Genomic DNA, 16,687 nt, shown 5'->3' on the forward strand with positions numbered 1-16,687 from the left:
ATCGCACTGCGGTATATACGATTGCGGCAACTGCGGCCCCAACCAAAAGCGATCGATCCCACGTAGCACCGAAGACAAACCGGCTGATCGAGACATATCCACAGCTGAGAATAAACATCGTCGTCAGTGCAATATCAGCCCTGCTCGGTTCAGCCGGTGGACGTTTGATCATCGTTCTCCTCGAAACCCGGTTTTGGGTGGGTATGTCATGGCCGAGCCTGTTGTCAGCAACGCATGGCCCCGACCTGTCGAACGCGCGGCCGCGGGCCACAATAGAGGCGGCGTATTGAGACACTCGCGTCCCTGACGATCAGGACACCGAGTCAGCGACCGCCTCGCGTCGACAGAACCGTCCATCCCCGTTGGCTCGCACATTACCCGCAGCACATCAGGATTTGGCGATGTGCCGACTCAGATAGCGCCCAAGGACCTCGTTGAACTCGTCGGCTCGCTCCACCTGCGACCAGTGTCCACACTGACTGAAGATGTGTGCATCGGCATGGGGAATGACATTCAGCAATTCCCACGTGCGCGAGACGGGAATGACCACGTCCTGGACTCCGTGAATCAACAGGACCGGGATCTCGAGTTTCGCCAGGACGTCGAAGTCGAGAGGCAGTTCGTTTCGGTCTCGATCGCGAGCTTCTACTACCTGCGCCAATCTGTCTGTGGCGGTGTCGTTCAGCGCCGACGCGTAGCGAAGCGACACCAAGGTGTCGGTAACGAGCGATTTGTCGACGACGAATTGCTCGAGCGTCTTTCGCACGCCCTCCTCCGACAATGTCGGATTGGAGTGCCCCTTCAGCGCGCTCGTCAACTGAGCGCCACCGGTACCCATGGAGACGACCCCGAGCAACCGTTCCGGGAAGTCGATCGCGAACTGGAATGCGAGCCAACCTCCGAGAGAATTGCCGACGATCCAGGTCTTCTCGATTCCGAGTGCGTCGAGGACGCGTACGGCGTGCCGAACCCATTCGCGGATCCCGTATTTCGTTCCGTCGGCGACGACGCTCTGGCCGTAGCCGATCGAATCGATCGCTATACAGCGACCGTACTGGCTCAGTTCCGGCAAGTTCAACCACCAGTTCGCAGCAGCGGTCACGCCGGTTCCAGAGCCATGCAAGAACAGAATCGGAGTTCCTTCGCCGAGTTCGTGGTAGTGAGTGAGCTCTCCCTCCGCTGTGGGAAGCCACTTGTCTTCCAGGCCGAAGAAGCTGTCTGTCGTGTAATCCGGGGTCTCGACTGTGCTGGTCACTGCTGCTCCTGTGCTTGTATGGCGGATGTGCTCGACTCGAAGATTCAGTTCTTCGATGCCACCAGATCGAGCGCGATGTCGGTGATCAGATCTTCTTGTCCCCCAACCAATCCGCGTTCTCCGACGGCGAGCAGAATTGCGCGCGTGTCCAATCCGTACTGCTTGGCGGCAGCCTCGGCATGACGTAGGAAACTCGAATACACCCCTGCGTACCCAAGGGTCAGTGTCTCGCGATCGACCTGAACAGGCCGGTCCTGCAGCGGGCGAACGATGTCGTCGGCCGCGTCCTGTAAACCGAACAGATCACAATTGTGCTTCCATCCGTGCAGATCTGCTACCGCTACGAACGGCTCGATCGGGCAATTACCCGCACCGGCACCGTGACCGGCGAGCGACGCATCCACTCGCATCACACCCTCTTCCACCGCCACAACAGAATTCGCAACCGACAGAGAAAGATTCTGATGAGCGTGGATACCGATCTGGGTGTCGGCGTCGAGGACGTCTCGGTAGGCACGCACTCGATCGCGGACGCCGTTCATCGTCAGTCGGCCGCCCGAATCGGTGACGTAGACGCAGTGTGCGCCATAGGACTCCATCAACTTTGCTTGCGCAGCAAGCTGTTCGGGCTCTGCGAGGTGCGACATCATCAGAAATCCCGACACGTCCATGCCGAGCTCGCGGGCTTTGCCGATGTGCTGGGCGGAGACGTCGGCTTCAGTGCAGTGTGTCGCCACTCGGACGGAGGTGACACCGAGCTTGAACGCATGCTCGAGTTCCTTCACCGTCCCCACCCCCGGCAGCAGCAGCGTGGTGAGCTTGGCGCGGTGCACCACCGAGGCGGCTGCTTCGATCCATTCCCAGTCGGTGTTGCTCCCCGGCCCATACGTCAGGCTGTGGCCGGCCAACCCGTCACCGTGGGTCACCTCGATGGCGTCCACACCTGCACTGTCGAGGGCGCTGGCGATGCGAGCGACATTGTCGGGGCTGATGCGGTGCCGCATGGCATGCATGCCGTCGCGGAGGGTGACGTCCTGAATGTACAGAGCTGCACCGTCGGCCGCGTTCGGGCGAGTGGTCGTCGTGTCGCTCATCGTGCCGCCTCCAGAGTCTTGTTCTCAGCGATTTTCTCCGCTACCTGTAGGGCAGCGGAAGTCATGATGTCGAGGTTGCCGGCATACGCGGGAAGGTAGTGCGCGGCACCTTCGACTTCGAGAAAGACCGAGACCTTCCACAGGCCGGGCCCTTTGTCGACGCCGCCGGTCAAGGTGGCGACGGATTCGGCGTCGTCGAGCTGGGTGAATTGCACTTCTTGCTTGAGCCGGTAGCCGGGGACGTAGGCCGAAACCTTGTCGACCATATCCAGAACGGACTGGCGAATTGCATCCTGATCGGGATTCGACACCAAAGCGAGGACAGTATCGCGCATGATCAACGGCGGCTCCGCAGGATTGAGCACGATGATCGCTTTTCCTCGCGCAGCACCGCCCACCTTTTCGATTGCCTCGGAGGTGGTTTCGGTGAACTCGTCGATGTTCGCCCTAGTACCGGGACCAGCCGATTTCGACGCGATCGACGCGACGATCTCTGCATAGTGAACCGGCGTCACCTGCGAGATCGCGGCGACGATCGGGATGGTCGCCTGTCCGCCGCAGGTCACCATGTTCACATCTGCTGCACCGAGGTGCTCGTCCAGGTTGACCGCGGGGACGACGTACGGCCCGATGGCTGCGGGGGTGAGATCGATGAGCCGTTTACCGTGCGGTCGCAGGGCCTCCTCGTTGGCGACGTGTGCCTTGGCGGAGGTCGAGTCGAAGATGATGTCGATGTCTGCGAACTCGGGGTGCTCGATCAAGCCCTGCACACCGGAATCGACCGTACTGATTCCGAGGCGCCGAGCACGAGCGAGCCCGTCGGAGGCGGGATCGATACCGACCAGCACCGCGATTTCGACATTCTTGGCTACGCGCTTCAGTTTGATGACGAGGTCGGTACCGATGTTTCCGGACCCGATCACCGCTACTTTGGTTTTGCTCATGATGTCCTTCGATTCTGTTTCGAGGTTCTTCTCGGGTCAATCAGGCCGTGAATGTTGCTGTGACGTCGCCGATTCCGGAGATCGAGGCCTTGTAGGTCGAGCCGGGCGTGACGGCGACCATCGGGCCGAGGGCACCGGAGAGGACCACTTCGCCTGCCCGCAGCGGAGATCCGTAGGACATGCTGGTGTTGGCCAACCACACCAGCGCCTCCCACGGGCTTCCCAGGCAGTCCGAGCCTTTGCCGACAGAAACTTGTTCACCATCCGCGGTCATGGTCATGGTGACCTCGGCGAGATCGGGTGCATCGGCGCGAGAGATGCTCTCCCCCAACACGTACAGGCCCGACGATGCGTTGTCGGCGACGGTATCGGCCAAGCTGATATCCCAGCCGGCGATCCGGCTGTCGACGATCTCGAACGATGCGAACACTTGGTTCACGAACGACGGCGCCTGATCGGCAGTGATCGTCTCGTCGATATCGGCGGACAGCACGAACGCGATCTCGGCTTCGATGCGCGGTTGCAGCAGTCGTGCGGAATCGACCGGGCCCTCCCCGGAGACGTCGAAATCGTCCATCAGCACTCCGAAATCGGGCTGGTCGACACCCAACTGCTTCTGCACTGCCGGCGACGTCAGGCCGATCTTTCGGCCTACTACAGTCCGACCGGACGCGAGTTGCGCCTCGATGTTTCGGGATTGAATGCGGTAGGCGGCATCGATGTCTTCACGCCCGATGAGATCGCGGACCGGGGCACAAGGCGTGCTCGTCCTGGCCGCATTGGCGAGACGGTCGGCTGCTTCGCTGATCGTGTGCTGATCCACTGTGGTCATGTTCCTCACGTTATTATCGGCATGTCGGGGTGTATAGGATCTGTCCCATGAAACGGGACGCACTGTCTGTACTGCAGCGATCCGCGTTGATCCTGGACGCGTTTCCCGGCGGATCGGCGTTGACCCTGGCCGAGGTAGCGACCCGCACGGGCTTACCCCGGTCCACATCGCACCGATTGCTGGTCGATCTGGCGGAGCTCGGCTGGCTCACTCGCCGAGGGAACACCTTCGAGCTCGGGATGGCGCTGTTCGAGCTCGGAGAACGTGTGGGTCTCAAACACCGGTTGCGTTCGGCAGCACTCCCATTCATGCAGGACCTGTTCGCGGTGACCGAACAAACCGTGCACCTCGCAGTGCGAGACGGTCACGACGCGGTGTACGTGGAAAAAATTCACGGACACTCATCACTTCCCTTACCCTCGTCGATCGGCGGACGGCTGCCTCTGACGTGTACTGCAGTCGGAAAAGCGCTGCTGGCCCTGGAAGATCCAACGATCCGGAACGAGATACTGGCGCGGCCGTTGCGCCGCTACACTCCCCAGTCCATCACGGATCCAAAAACCCTTGCTCGCGAACTCGATTCGATACGACGAACCGGTATCGCGATCGAACGCGAAGAAGCCGCACTCGGTGGATGCTGCCTCGCTTCACCGGTGCTCCTTGCCGGTGAACCGATTGCTGCGCTGTCGGTCTCGGTACCCAAGGACCGATTCGCACCCGAGTTGCTCGCCCCCGCAGTTCGTACCGCCGCTCTGGCGTTGGGACGACTGCTCGCGCGTGCTTCGACCGAGTGACCTCGATTCGGCCGTGCTACAGACTGTTGCCCCCTGTCGCATCGACAATCTGACCGGTGATCCATTGGGAGTCCGGCGACGCAAGAAACCTCACTATTGCGGCGATATCAGCCGGACTTGCCAACTCCCCCAGTGCTGCCTTCCTGGTAGCACCGGCATGTGCGTCGATGTTGCCCCGTAACCAAGACGCGTTCATATCCGTGTCGAGGGCACTCGGTGCAACCGCATTCACGGTGATGCCACGACTGCCCACCTCGGCAGCGAGAGTGCGAGTGAACACGTCGAGAGCACCTTTGGTCATCGAGTAGACCAGAACGTCCGGTCGTGCATAGCGCGCTGTACCCGAAGAGATATTGATGACGCGCCCACGATCGCTCATACGCCGTAACCCGAGCTGCGTCACGAACACCGGTGCCCGCTGGTTGAGCGCGACGAGTCGATCGAAGTTCGCCGGGGTCGCCTGATCGATGGAGCCACGCTCGTTGATCCCGGCATTGTTGACAATGATGTCCACGCGGTTGTCGAGATCGAAATGTCGCAGAGCCTCGTCTGCAGCGGCCCACAGTTGCCCCGGGCCGTCCGGGGCGGCAAGGTCAGCTCGGATCGCTGCTGCCCTGCCGCCCCTGTGCTGAATGTCGAGGACGACGCCTACCGCTGCCTGATGGTCGACGGCATAGTGGACCAGGACGAGCGCACCGTCGGCGGCGAGGGCGTTGGCGATTGCGGCACCCAATCCCCTACTCGCACCGGTCACCAGCGCGACTTTGCCGTCCAGTGCGGTCACCTCGACCGACTCTCGGAACGGGGCCTCCGTCCGGCCTTCATACAGTGTCCATCTCCGAAGAGTTGTTCCTCGTAGAAGCAACGGCGGTATTCGAATGGGCCCCGTCTGCCACCAACTGCATCGCGGCACCGTTTCTGCCCCACCCTCCCGGCAGCAGAATCACCGAGACGATCGAGATGAGGGAGACGACGACGAGGTAGACGACGATCGAGACGCTCGAACCCGTGGCCGCGTATAGGGCAGTAGCTATGGTCGGTGCGAATGCAGAGCCCACGACCTGGGAGATGGTGTAGCCGATCGACACACCGGAGTAGCGCACGTCTGCGTCGAAGATCATCGAGAACAGAGATCCGGTGACGCCGGCTGCGGGTGCCATTGCGATGCCGAACACCAGTACCAGCGCTGTCATGAACAACCATGGGTTGCCGGTGTTGATGAGCAGAAATGCGGGTCCGATGACGACGCCCATGGCCACGGCACCGACGAGGTACATCGTCTTACGGCCGAACGTGTCTGACATCGATCCGAAGACCGGATACAGCACCACGGCAACAATTCCCGCGACGAATACGCCCGCCAGTGCCTGCGTACGGGTGATCTCGGCGACGCTCGTTCCGTACGAGACGAGGTACGCCATGCAGATGTAGGCGAACACACCCTGGCTCAGGTAGGTGCCTGCGATCAGAAGGATTTCTTTGCGGTGCTTACGGAAGGCTTCGACGATCGGCATGCGTGAGACTGCGTTGGTGTCTTTGACTTTCTCGAAATCCGGGCTTTCCTCGAGGGTGAGCCGGATGACGAGTCCGACGACGATGAGAATCGAACTGACCAGGAACGGGATGCGCCAACCCCAGCTGAGGAATTGATCGTCCGGCAGCTGTGAGACGGCGAAGAATGCCAGGGTCGCCAGACTGACCCCGGCCGGTGCGCCCATCATGGAGAACGATCCGAAGAAGCCCTTTCGTGCCTTCGGGGCGTGTTCGACTGCCATCAGGGTGGCACCACCCCACTCTCCGCCCACCGCGAAGCCTTGGAGCAGTCGCAACAGCGTGAGCAGGATCGGTGCGGCAATTCCGATGCTCGCGTAACCGGGTAGCAAGCCCATCAGGAAGGTGGCGACTCCCATTCCGACCAGAGATAGAACCAGCATTTTCTTTCGCCCGAGACGGTCACCGTAGTGGCCGAACACCACTCCGCCCAGCGGTCGGGCGAGGAAACCGACACCGAACGTGGCGAACGACAGCAACACACCCATGAGCGGGGATGCGTCGGGGAAGAACAACTTGGGGAAGACGAGAGCGGCTGCCGTGCCGTAGATGAAGAAGTCGTAGTACTCGACGGTTGTGCCGATGAAGCTGGCCATCGCGACGCGCAGCGGCGAGCTGGCTTTCGGCTTTGCTGACGGGGTGGTCGACCGTTCGGTCATTGTCGTTCCGTTCTGGAGATTCCGGCTCATCTATCTGGCCGGTGGGCGGTGTGCAGTTCGAGGTAAGTGCTCGGCACGGGGGTCAGGGAACACTGATGAAATTGGTGAACCCACCGTGTCGCTCAGGAAGGCTGCTGAGAGCTTCGTTGATCTTCTCCAGCGGGAAAGAATGATGTTCGAGCACAGACAGATCGAGCATGCCGGTAGCGGCCAGGTCTGCCATGTCCTGTGCCTCGCCCGTCGAGAACCACAGACTGCCGAGCACCGAGATCTGCGAGCACATCATCGAAAACAGATCGAGTGCAGGCTTTTCCATCATTCCGCCGATGTCGACCGCGATTCCCCCGCGGCGCAGTGTTGCCAGTGCGTCGGTGATCGACTCGGCCGGAGCACCCGGGCCGACCGAGCTGATGACGATGTCGGCGCCGTCGCCGTCGTTGTGTGCGCGGAGCCAGTCGCTGAGGTTTCCTTCGCCGATGGGCAGGACTTCGATTCGCTCGGGAGCGATGGCTCGGACGTCCGCCAGAAGTTCGGCGTTGCGGCCGGTTCCGAAGATCTTCGTGACACCGAGGGCCAGGGCGTTCAGACACGTACCGAGGCCGAGGGTGCCCGAGATGCCGTCGATCAGAACAGTTTTGCCCGGTCCGGCCCCCGCCTTACGGAGCGCCGAGAACGACGTGCCCAGGTAGCCGAAGCGCGCCCCTTCCTCGAAACTCACCGAATCCGGCAGTTTCACCAGGTTTCGCTGAGGTGCGGTCAGGTACTCACCCAACCCGCCGTACGGGTATGCATCGAACAGTTTCTGGCCGTCCTGCCCGAAAGCGAAATAGCCCATGAACGTGTACTTGTCGCAGTTCTGGTCTTTGCCCTCACGGCAGGCGCGGCACCCTCCGCAGGACAGGCCCGGGTTGACGTACACGCGATCACCGACGGCGACATCGGTGACGTGCTCTCCTACTGCGGAGACGACGCCGGCCGAGTCGAGACCGAATACGGCGGGCAACTTCGGTAGCGGCAGGTACGGGAACCACTCTGCGTAGGTGGCCAGAACATTTCCCAGGTTGGGAACGACGTTGCACGCCTTCACCTGAACGACGACGTCGGTCGGTCGAGGGGTCGGCACCGGCAGATACTCGAGTTTCATCGGCTCACCGATGTCGTGCAGCCGAGCTACCAGCATGTTGGTCATCACGGGGCTTTCTCCTGTGTCGTCGGTGGATACTGCGGTAGCGGGTTCGGTCGTGACGGTCATACGGAACCGCTCACGGAGTGGGTGGTGAGTGCGGAGGTGACGTCCGCGATGGTGACGATCTCTGCCAACAGTCCGAGCGATTCGATGCTGGCTGAGTGCGACTCGGGCGTGGCGGCCGAGCAGGCGTCGTCGACGACGACGACGCGATACCCGAGATCGCTTGCGTTTCGGGCGGTTCCTTCGACGGAGAAGTTGGTCGCGACGCCGGCGAATACCGTTGTAGTGATGCCCTTCGCGCGAAGGGTCTCGTCTAGATTGCTGTTCTGGAAGCCGCCGACACGCTGGTGCGTCACGACGATGTCGTCGTCTTTCGGAGCGAGCGGTTCGACGATCTCGGCGAGCGGAGCGCCTTCCTGCAGGCAACCGGATTGCTGCACGATGCCGAGGATCGGTGAATTGACCTCGAGGTCCGACAGATCCGGCTTCCAGGCGACACGGGTGAAGATGACGGTGCCGCCCGCATTGCGGACATCGCCGGCCAGACCGGCGATCTTGGCGATGACATCACGCTCGACGACCTGGTTGTAGAAGAAGTCCGCGAACGCGCCGTCGGGCCCGACGACGTCGCCTTGGGCGTGTACGACTATCAGAGCGGTGGTGCTGGGATCGAGCTCCATGAGGGTCTCCTGTGTTCGGTCGGATGGGGTTCAGGCGTGAGCGAGGATGGAACGGCCGATGTTGTCGATATCCCGTTGCGCGGTAAATGGGTTCGACAAGAACACCTGAGTGATGTCGACCCCTGACTCGAGCATCAACGCCGTCTTCTCCCGCAGTTCGGCGGGCGAGCCGTAGAGGCACCAGTAGTCGACGAGTTCCTTGGTGATGATCGGGCGGTGCTTGGGGTCGAGTCCGCGCAGGTACTTCGCCCAGGTGTCGAGATAGTGCGGCTGGTCCGCAGCTGTCGGGTCGCCGAGGTACTGCTGGGCGGCGGTGATGGACGCGTCGACGATGGCGTCGCCGAGTACGTCCCGGTGTTCGTTCATCAGGCCGGAGTTGGTGATGCACGAGCTGATCGGTCCGGAGCCGAAACCGTTGGTGACGCCGTCTTCCCAGGTCTCGCCGTTCTCGAGCTGGTAGAACCACGACAGAGACACCAGTTTCACCGACCCCGGTGCGCGGCCCGCGTTGGCGACCGCCTCGTCGAGACGGGTCCGAATCAGTTTGATCATGTCGGGGTTGGGGCCGAGGCAGTAGACGATGGCGTCGGCGTATTTGACGGCCTCTGCCAATCCCCTCGGCCCGCCTGCCGCAACCCAGATCGGGATGTGGTCCTTGACGTTGTAGAAACCACTTTCTTTGTCGAGAAACTCGACCTCGCGGTCCTGCCCAAGCCACTTGTGGACTGTTCGCTTTCCTGCCATGAGATCTCGGGAGACCTCGATGGCGTGCATGAGCTCCGAGATCTTGGCGGTGCGATTGCCCATTGAACGCAGCGCGTTGTTGGCGGTGCCTATACCGAGATAGGTCCTACCCGGTGCCAGTGCGTTGAGAGTTGCCATCGAATTCGCGGTGACGGGGGCAATCCTGGTGAGTGGGTTGGTGACCATGGTGCCGAGCTGAATGGTGCTCGTCTCGCGGGCGGCCAACGCCAGGAACTGGTACGGGTCACTGAACAACAGTGGCCCCTCGCCTACTCCGAAGTGGGTGACGCCGAGGTCCTCTGCCTGCTTGACCATCGATACTTGGTCGATCTTGGCGCAGGTTCCGATGCTGAATTCCATGATGGCTCTCCTTGCGACTCGGCGGCTCTGCCGAATGGGTTCGAGATAGGGACGCCCGCTCCGACAGCACGTGCGAGTCACTCAGACTCGGGAACCTGGAATGCTAGCGTTCCAGATCACCATAACCGACGGTGATCTGGACCACAAGGAGGGGCTGCAGTACGGCGCAACACACCAGGCTCGAGCACGACGACCACGAATCGGTGATGCGGCACTACTCCTGCCGTCATGCAGGCGTCAGCGCTGCCGGACCGGCATTGATCGCTGTGGCCCCGGACGCCTTGGGCGGGGTCAGGACATACACGAATCGGTACACCCGGTCCCGTGCCAATTCATCGAGCATCACGCTTTCCTGCAGTCGAATCCCGTTGTGCACGATGAACTCTTGGTGGCATTGGGCGAATCCCTCCACATCCGCGCCCGCCAGCAGCCCCACGCCCCAGGTATCGGCTCCGACGATCGCAGGCCGGAACTGGGACAACCAGCGCGTCTCGCGGAGGTACAGGCCCGGATGAAACCCTGTGAAACGCGTCGGATCGCTGTAGAGCATCTGATTCCACCCTGTTCGGATCAGCACCACGTCCCCCGGTTCGATTCGTTCGACTCCGGATCGATCCAGAGCCTTCTTCAGGTCCTCGACGGTGATGCGGTAGTCGTCGCGAAGGGCGAACCGGCCGTTGGGTGCTTGGACGAGATCGCCACTACTGGAGCGCTCCTGCTTGTCGGTGAGGACATCGAGCAGAATTCCGCGAGTGATGACCGGACCGATATGTTCAGCGCCCAGCTTGGTAGTACCCGAAGTGACGGCGATGTCGGAACCTCGAAACCCGTTGTAGAAGTAGTCCCCCACCGCAATGTGGTTCAGATTGTCGAGCTGAGTACCTATTTGATAGGTACCTCCCAGCGGGAATCGCTCTTCCACCGAACTGAACTCGTTCGAATCTCTCGGTGTCGTCGGCCGAGGATCCCCTCGAAGCCAGGGCCGGGGTCGAATCCGCTGACGAACAAACGCTGTTCGTAGATTCGGGGCGCAGCCGGGGTGGCGAGTGCCGGGAACCCACTGAACAGCCGCTCGGACAGATCGTAGGTCCGCACCGCCGATCCGCCGAGCATCGCGAGTGCGGAGGCAGTCTTTCCGGAGTCACTTCGTTCAGCGTCCCTCGCTCGTCGCCCGATCCGTATCTCGACGGCCCCCACCCACCCCCTCGGACGAATGCGGCATCGATCACGGTGTCGTCGAAATCCAGCTCCTCGACTGTGCCGATCGGTTGGGGTCCAGTCGCTTGCCCAGGGAACGGAGGCGTGTCTTGCGTCGTCGAGCAGGCCGCGGTGAGTCCGCCCAGTGCGAGAGCGGTCGGCACGAGGCCGGCCCTGACGAGCATCTCTCGACGCGAGAGGGCCTGAGCGACTGTGATTGCGCGCATGTGCGACTCCTGAATGTGGAACGGGACGATGACCCGAGAGAGCGAGAAAGATCCACACCACGCTGGGGTGGAATGCTAGCCTGTTAGCGAACCTAGGCGAAAGTGACCCGAACCACAACGGCTAAAATCGAGTCCGCCATCGGCCTAGAGAGAGAAGGTCGTCTGCATGACCGATCACGTCAGGACAGCGAGTACGGCATGGGATCTGACCGACAACCCCGGCACGCCAGGTCATGTGAATGTTCGACTGACCGGTGCCAGGCTTTCCGCCGTGCTCTACGACACGCTCAAGGGACGCCTACTCGAGGGCGCTTACGCCGCCGGCGAGAAGATCGTCGTGGAGTCGATCCGACAAGAATTCGGTGTCAGTAAACAACCGGTCATGGATGCATTACGGCACCTGTCGAGCGACAAGCTGGTCGATATCGTTCCTCAAGTCGGCGTACAGGTCGTCTCGTACACGCGTCAGGAAGTCGAGGACTTCTTCACACTGTTCGGCGGCTTCGAGGGCACTATCGCCGGCGTCGCTGCCCTCAGGCGCACCGACGCCCAACTTCGAGACCTCGATGCCGTCTCCGCCAACGTCGACGGCCTGATCTCATCCGATGACGCGGCAGTGCGCGCACACGGCTACCGACTGCAGAACCGTGAGTTCCATGCCGTCATTCACAGGATGGCGCACTCGCGCATCATGGCCGAGACATCACAGCGAATGTGGGATCTGTCGGACTTCCTGATCAACACCACGGGAGTCGACAACCCACTCTCGACTGCGTTGAACGACCGCCAGCACGACCACCGCAGCATCTCGGACGCCATCCGCGCCGGCAACGAGCGGTGGGCCCGTGAGGCAATGGAGCACCACATCGTGGGTACCGTCGAGGTGATCCGAAACGAATCGGAGAATCGAAACGTCGCAGGTTGATCCGCGACCGCGCTGTAGGTTGTGGCGCATGGGCGGCAACGGCTTTCGCTGCAAGACCGTGTCATGATCGGATCGGATCTCGTCCGATCGGTATCGCTCTCGAATGACACCGATCGGACGACAGCGTGCCGCGCTCAGCTCAGCGTTGGACGACCGTGGTCAATCCGAATCCTGCGATCAACTCTTTGATGGGCCGGTAGTAGCTGTACTCGACCTCGTAACCGCCTGCTGCCGAGAGCGCAGCGTAACCGGCGATCCACGTGCGCACCTCGTGAGACGAGTTTCCGGCGATCTCGGTCATCTCCATCGGCGACCAACTGTCGAGCGGTGTCAGATCGCCGGAGGCCAGGATTCGCATCAGTTCTCGATCCCATTCCGGTGCCAGTTCCTGGATGTCCGCGGTGCCGGCTGCAAAGTTTCGCGCCGCATCGATCACCCGTTGTTGACGCGCGTCGCGGGCCTCGGCAGAGATCGGTCCTCCTTTGCCCAGCAACGCCTTTCGCTGTTCCGGTGTTGCCGTCGTCAGCCTCGGGACGGGTGGATCGTGCGAGAGACCGCCGGACGAGATGAGCAGCACCTTCTTGTCGACAGTCGACAGGTAGCGACCTATGGATTCACCCAACAGCCGGATTCGCTCGACAGGAGTGAACGGAGGTGCAACGGAATTGATGAACACCGGAACGACCGGCTTGGCCGCGATATCTTTGTACATCAACTCCATCGGTTGCACTGCGCCGTGATCGACCTGCATGTCCAGTGACACGGTGAGATCGATTCCGTCAGCCAAGACGTGTTCGGCGATGCTACGGGCGAAATCCTCGGGAACGTCCAGTCGGCCGGCCTGACTACCGTAATCGCCGATGCTTTCGGCTGCGTACCCGATACAGAACGCCGGCATCAGCGTGTAGAAGAAGCCGTTGTAGTGGTCGGGTGCGAAGTTCACGACGATGTCGGGATCGAAATCGTGCACGAATGTACGCGCCGTGTCGAACGCGGCTTCCAGCTCTGCCGCGACATCGGCGGGGAGTACTGCGTGCTCGAGCAGCGGACTGTGGCTCATGGCCAATAGTGCTAGTGCCACAGTCACTCCCGCCCGGCCGAGACGCGAATGTCACCGGCGGTGGTGTTCTCGGCGCGTCCCAGTAGAAAATCGAGATGGATTCGATTGAAGGTGGCTGCGTCTTCGTATTGCGGCCAGTGGCCACAGTTTTCGATGACCTCCAGGTGCCCGTTCGGGAGCAGCGAGGCAATTCTCCGGCCCTCGTCCACCGGACCGGAGGGGTCCTTGGTCGTCCAGATCACGAGGGCTTCTGCCTGAATGGACCGCAGCTCGTCGTCCGTGACCATGTTGCGGGCACGCACCTCGGGATCTTGCAGTGCCATGTTCATCTTGCACGCTTCGAGCCAGTCCGGCTGCTGAAAGATCGCCTGTCGAGTCCTGATCAGGTCGTCTGTCACCATCGTCGGGTCGGCCATGAGCCATTCGAGTCGAGCCTTCACTCGCTCCCAGCTCGGATCCTTCGCCGCTTCCATCGACAGCGTGTACAGCCGTTCCATCACCTTGGGATTGGCCATGGTGCCGCCCATGGTGTTCAGGGCGATCCGCTCGACGCGATCGGGATGAGAAGCTGCCAGACGCGCCGTGACCCAGCCGCCGAGCGACTCGCCACTGAAGTAAGCCTTCTCCGTGCCGAGCTCGTCCAAGACGTGCTGCACCTGATCGATGTAGTGCTTGATCTCCAACGGATGATCCGGCTTGCTCGAGTAGCCGTGGCCGATGAAGTCGATAGCCCAGACATCGAAGTGCTCGGCATGCACCTGGAGATTTCGGACGTACGCTTCGGTGTGGCCGGTAATGCCGTGCAGCAGAAGCAGTGTGGGCTTCGAGCTGTCGCCTGCATGCAGGTAACGGGTCCGGTAGGGCCCGGCCTGGAGAAATCCCTGCGAGAACTCGACCTGATTCAGGTCGTTCCACACGCTGGTGTACGGATGCGTCATGTGAATTCGTCTACTTTCGATTGTGTTCCGACGCTGAACAAATCAGCTTCCCTGTGCGTTGGCCATAGCGTCCTCGGGCGTTGCCTGAGGAACGGTGATCGGCGCAGGAGTGGTGTCGTACTGCGGAGCCGTCGAAGCCGTGCCGTCCGACGAGTCACCGATGCCGGCCTTCCCGACAGGGCTACTCAAAATGCTGCTCAAGGCATCTTCCAGATTCGTGCGCGCCTCGGCGTCGTCCCAGATGGGCTCGACGTGTCGCCAAGCGACATAGCCGTCGGGCCGCACCAAGATCGCGCCCGCCTCGTGGACCTCCTGGATTCGACGCCAGTAGCCGTACGGGTCGATGGTTCCCGGTTCGCCGATCACGACGGTGCGCAGGTACGGCAGATCGAGTCCGGCTGCGGCGTGCTTCCACGCCTGCCCGCCAATGCCAGTCACGAGGGTCATCATGCCCTTGCCGACCACGTCGAGAGTGGAGATCCTGCAGCCGTCGCTGCCGACCAGCCATGCGTGCGGGAACTTGGCACCGGGGCGCGTCGTCGCCTGCAAGTAGAGCTCCCGATCTCTCGGCCACTGCTCCTCAGCGAGGTCTGGACCCGGGACGACAGCCGTGGACTCGTACCGCTGGTTGAGCTCCACGCCATGGGCGTTGAACTCGGTGTTCTTGTGCTCGAGTGCCTCGTAGAGGCGTTCGCGAAGTGCGACTCCTTCCGGTGTCGGCTCCTTGAGCTTGGCCAGTCCGTCGAGTACGGGGTCGGCGCTGTCGTTCGCGAACCATTCACGCAGGCCCGCGTAGTCCTTGCGTGACTGATTCGCCCGGGCCACGATTTGCTTGCCGACGGGCACCCTTTCCGGTGAGTAGGTCTCGAGCAAATCCGTCCCGGCATACCCCTTCACGACGAACGCCAGCTTCCAGGCGATATTGAACGCGTCCTGGACGGAGGTGTTGGAGCCCAGTCCGCTACTCGGTGGGTGGCGGTGAACGGCGTCGCCGCCGCAAATGACGCGGCCCGACTGGTAGTGCTCGGCGTACTGCTGATTGACGTACCAGAACGAACGCGCCTCGATTTCGATGTCGAGTTCCGGGTCACCGACCAAGGTTCGGATCTGCTCGACGACGGTCTCGTCGGAAACGTCGGGCTGACCGTCGGCCATGTCGAATCCCCAGCCTGCAATCCACTGGTTCCAAGGCTTGATCGCTCGCAGTAGGCCCATGCCGATTTCACCGAATCCGGCCTTGGAGTTCATGATCCAGTGCAGGATGCTGGGGCGGTGGGCTACGTATTTGCTCAGATCGGCATTGAACAGGATGTACGCAGTTCCCGCCCGCGCGAGCTCTCCCTGGAAGGGCAGCTCCAGCTCCTCGGCAATTTTCGACCGGGCACCGTCGAAGCCGAGCAGGTAACGGGCTCGTTGTTCGAAGACGTGACCGGATCGCACGTCTCGGAGCCGAACGGTCACACCGTTGTCGTCCTGGACGTGGTCGATGTACTCCGTGTGAAAACTGATGATCGCGCCACGCTCGGCAGCATTCTTGACCATCACCGGTTCCATCAGCGGCTGCGGAATGTCCAGCATCGCGCAGGGGCTACCGTTCAGGTAATCGCCGTAGCGCAGATCGCCCGTCCCCCAGGTCTGCAGGCGGACAATCTCCTCTCCTGCCAAGCTGGTGGTGAAGAGGGTATCGCCCATCTGATCCCACGGAGTTGCGTAGCGACGCGCTTCTTCTTCGACACCGAGATCGCGTAGCACCTCGGCCGCCCGCTGGTTCGTGATGTGTGCACGAGGCGAGTTCGCGACCCAAGGGAACATCGACACGGCGTGAACGCGGACCCCGTAGGTCGCGAGTGCGAGGGCGGCCGTACCGCCCGCCGGGCCGAGCCCGACTATGACGACGTCCGTGTCATAACCGCTGCCGTCATCGGGAAACGGTAGGAATCCCGGGGCTGGCAAGTCTGAAGTCTGCATGGCACCTTCTCAGAACGTTGATGGACCCGAGGCCACATCGGCCTCCGTGGGTGATCGGCATCACTACAACTAGCATGCCAGTTGCATGAGCACAAAGAAAGGGTTTCGCGGAACTTGAATTGATTCGGTCGATCCAGTCCTGGTCAGACGCCCACGGCTGTACACGCCTTCATCTCTATCAGTGATTCAGATCACGCGGCAGAGCCGAAAGAGGAACTCTAGAACGCCAGAAGGCGCGGACGTCTGCTCCGCTACTCAGGAGCCGGGCCG

The 16,687-nt window shown here is 61.7% G+C and carries 15 protein-coding genes; 2 read left to right on the forward strand and 13 right to left on the reverse strand.

Going from position 1 to position 16,687, the window contains the following annotated elements:
• Positions 1-388: 388 nt before the first annotated feature.
• Genes ACQR3T_RS23515 through ACQR3T_RS23530 form a run of 4 tightly spaced genes read right to left on the reverse strand, consistent with a single transcriptional unit; the run spans position 389 to position 4,125 of the window.
• Entirely contained in the window at positions 389-1,255 is an 867-nt protein-coding gene (locus tag ACQR3T_RS23515) for an alpha/beta fold hydrolase (RefSeq protein ID WP_428694998.1), read from the reverse strand.
• A 44-nt stretch (positions 1,256-1,299) separates the two neighbouring features.
• Positions 1,300-2,349, reverse strand: coding sequence for a 4-hydroxy-2-oxovalerate aldolase (gene dmpG, locus ACQR3T_RS23520; protein WP_428694999.1), 1,050 nt, complete (start codon positions 2,347-2,349; stop codon positions 1,300-1,302).
• Positions 2,346-3,293: an acetaldehyde dehydrogenase (acetylating) gene (locus tag ACQR3T_RS23525; RefSeq protein ID WP_428695000.1), complete on the reverse strand. Its 948-nt coding sequence runs from the start codon at positions 3,291-3,293 to the stop codon at positions 2,346-2,348. Before ACQR3T_RS23525 ends, dmpG begins: the two co-directional genes overlap by 4 nt.
• A 40-nt stretch (positions 3,294-3,333) precedes the next feature.
• Positions 3,334-4,125, reverse strand: a complete 792-nt coding sequence (locus ACQR3T_RS23530) for a 2-keto-4-pentenoate hydratase (RefSeq protein ID WP_428695001.1) — start codon at positions 4,123-4,125, stop codon at positions 3,334-3,336.
• Between the two features lie 47 nt (positions 4,126-4,172).
• Here ACQR3T_RS23530 and ACQR3T_RS23535 point away from each other — a divergent pair, with 47 nt between their 5' ends.
• Positions 4,173-4,919, forward strand: coding sequence for an IclR family transcriptional regulator (locus tag ACQR3T_RS23535; protein WP_428695002.1), 747 nt, complete (start codon positions 4,173-4,175; stop codon positions 4,917-4,919).
• Positions 4,920-4,935: 16 nt separating this feature from the next.
• On the opposite strand, the gene ACQR3T_RS23540 is transcribed toward ACQR3T_RS23535, so the two are convergent.
• From ACQR3T_RS23540 to ACQR3T_RS23565, 6 genes are all read right to left on the reverse strand, one after another.
• A complete protein-coding gene (locus ACQR3T_RS23540) occupies positions 4,936-5,703 on the reverse strand; it encodes an SDR family oxidoreductase (RefSeq protein WP_428695003.1) in 768 nt (255 codons plus the stop codon).
• Positions 5,704-5,740: 37 nt separating this feature from the next.
• A complete protein-coding gene (locus ACQR3T_RS23545; protein WP_428695004.1) occupies positions 5,741-7,129 on the reverse strand; it encodes an MFS transporter in 1,389 nt (462 codons plus the stop codon).
• An 82-nt stretch (positions 7,130-7,211) separates the two neighbouring features.
• A complete protein-coding gene (locus tag ACQR3T_RS23550) occupies positions 7,212-8,318 on the reverse strand; it encodes an alcohol dehydrogenase catalytic domain-containing protein (RefSeq protein ID WP_428695234.1) in 1,107 nt (368 codons plus the stop codon).
• A 59-nt stretch (positions 8,319-8,377) separates the two neighbouring features.
• Positions 8,378-8,998, reverse strand: a complete 621-nt coding sequence (locus tag ACQR3T_RS23555; protein WP_428695005.1) for a cysteine hydrolase family protein — start codon at positions 8,996-8,998, stop codon at positions 8,378-8,380.
• A gap of 30 nt (positions 8,999-9,028) precedes the next feature.
• The gene (locus tag ACQR3T_RS23560; RefSeq protein WP_428695006.1) at positions 9,029-10,102 is read right to left on the reverse strand and encodes an LLM class flavin-dependent oxidoreductase; all 1,074 of its coding nucleotides are present in this window, start codon (positions 10,100-10,102) and stop codon (positions 9,029-9,031) included.
• Positions 10,103-10,328: 226 nt separating this feature from the next.
• Positions 10,329-11,024, reverse strand: coding sequence for a cyclase family protein (locus tag ACQR3T_RS23565; protein ID WP_428695007.1), 696 nt, complete (start codon positions 11,022-11,024; stop codon positions 10,329-10,331).
• Positions 11,025-11,692: 668 nt separating this feature from the next.
• Here ACQR3T_RS23565 and ACQR3T_RS23570 point away from each other — a divergent pair.
• Positions 11,693-12,451: a GntR family transcriptional regulator gene (locus tag ACQR3T_RS23570; protein WP_428695008.1), complete on the forward strand. Its 759-nt coding sequence runs from the start codon at positions 11,693-11,695 to the stop codon at positions 12,449-12,451.
• A gap of 139 nt (positions 12,452-12,590) precedes the next feature.
• Here ACQR3T_RS23570 and ACQR3T_RS23575 read toward each other — a convergent pair whose 3' ends face one another.
• The 3 genes from ACQR3T_RS23575 to ACQR3T_RS23585 are packed head-to-tail and all read right to left on the reverse strand — an operon-like array spanning position 12,591 to position 16,417.
• Positions 12,591-13,532: a 3-carboxyethylcatechol 2,3-dioxygenase gene (locus tag ACQR3T_RS23575; protein WP_428695009.1), complete on the reverse strand. Its 942-nt coding sequence runs from the start codon at positions 13,530-13,532 to the stop codon at positions 12,591-12,593.
• 2 nt (positions 13,533-13,534) lie between these two features.
• Positions 13,535-14,449, reverse strand: a complete 915-nt coding sequence (locus ACQR3T_RS23580) for an alpha/beta fold hydrolase (RefSeq protein ID WP_428695010.1) — start codon at positions 14,447-14,449, stop codon at positions 13,535-13,537.
• Between the two features lie 42 nt (positions 14,450-14,491).
• A complete protein-coding gene (locus ACQR3T_RS23585; protein WP_428695011.1) occupies positions 14,492-16,417 on the reverse strand; it encodes an FAD-dependent monooxygenase in 1,926 nt (641 codons plus the stop codon).
• Positions 16,418-16,687: the final 270 nt, after the last annotated feature.

Source organism: Rhodococcus sp. IEGM1428 (assembly GCF_050321865.1).
GTDB lineage: Bacteria > Actinomycetota > Actinomycetes > Mycobacteriales > Mycobacteriaceae > Rhodococcoides.

What these genes read in the sequence shown, in the direction of transcription:
- dmpG (WP_428694999.1), bottom strand. Translation starts at nt 2,349, where the DNA reads ATGAGCGACACGACGACCACTCGCCCGAACGCGGCCGACGGTGCAGCT.
- ACQR3T_RS23525 (WP_428695000.1), bottom strand. Translation starts at nt 3,293, where the DNA reads ATGAGCAAAACCAAAGTAGCGGTGATCGGGTCCGGAAACATCGGTACC.
- ACQR3T_RS23530 (WP_428695001.1), bottom strand. Translation starts at nt 4,125, where the DNA reads ATGACCACAGTGGATCAGCACACGATCAGCGAAGCAGCCGACCGTCTC.
- ACQR3T_RS23535 (WP_428695002.1), top strand. Translation starts at nt 4,173, where the DNA reads ATGAAACGGGACGCACTGTCTGTACTGCAGCGATCCGCGTTGATCCTG.
- ACQR3T_RS23545 (WP_428695004.1), bottom strand. Translation starts at nt 7,129, where the DNA reads ATGACCGAACGGTCGACCACCCCGTCAGCAAAGCCGAAAGCCAGCTCG.
- ACQR3T_RS23550 (WP_428695234.1), bottom strand. Translation starts at nt 8,318, where the DNA reads ATGACCAACATGCTGGTAGCTCGGCTGCACGACATCGGTGAGCCGATG.
- ACQR3T_RS23555 (WP_428695005.1), bottom strand. Translation starts at nt 8,998, where the DNA reads ATGGAGCTCGATCCCAGCACCACCGCTCTGATAGTCGTACACGCCCAA.
- ACQR3T_RS23560 (WP_428695006.1), bottom strand. Translation starts at nt 10,102, where the DNA reads ATGGAATTCAGCATCGGAACCTGCGCCAAGATCGACCAAGTATCGATG.
- ACQR3T_RS23570 (WP_428695008.1), top strand. Translation starts at nt 11,693, where the DNA reads ATGACCGATCACGTCAGGACAGCGAGTACGGCATGGGATCTGACCGAC.
- ACQR3T_RS23580 (WP_428695010.1), bottom strand. Translation starts at nt 14,449, where the DNA reads ATGACGCATCCGTACACCAGCGTGTGGAACGACCTGAATCAGGTCGAG.
- ACQR3T_RS23585 (WP_428695011.1), bottom strand. Translation starts at nt 16,417, where the DNA reads ATGCAGACTTCAGACTTGCCAGCCCCGGGATTCCTACCGTTTCCCGAT.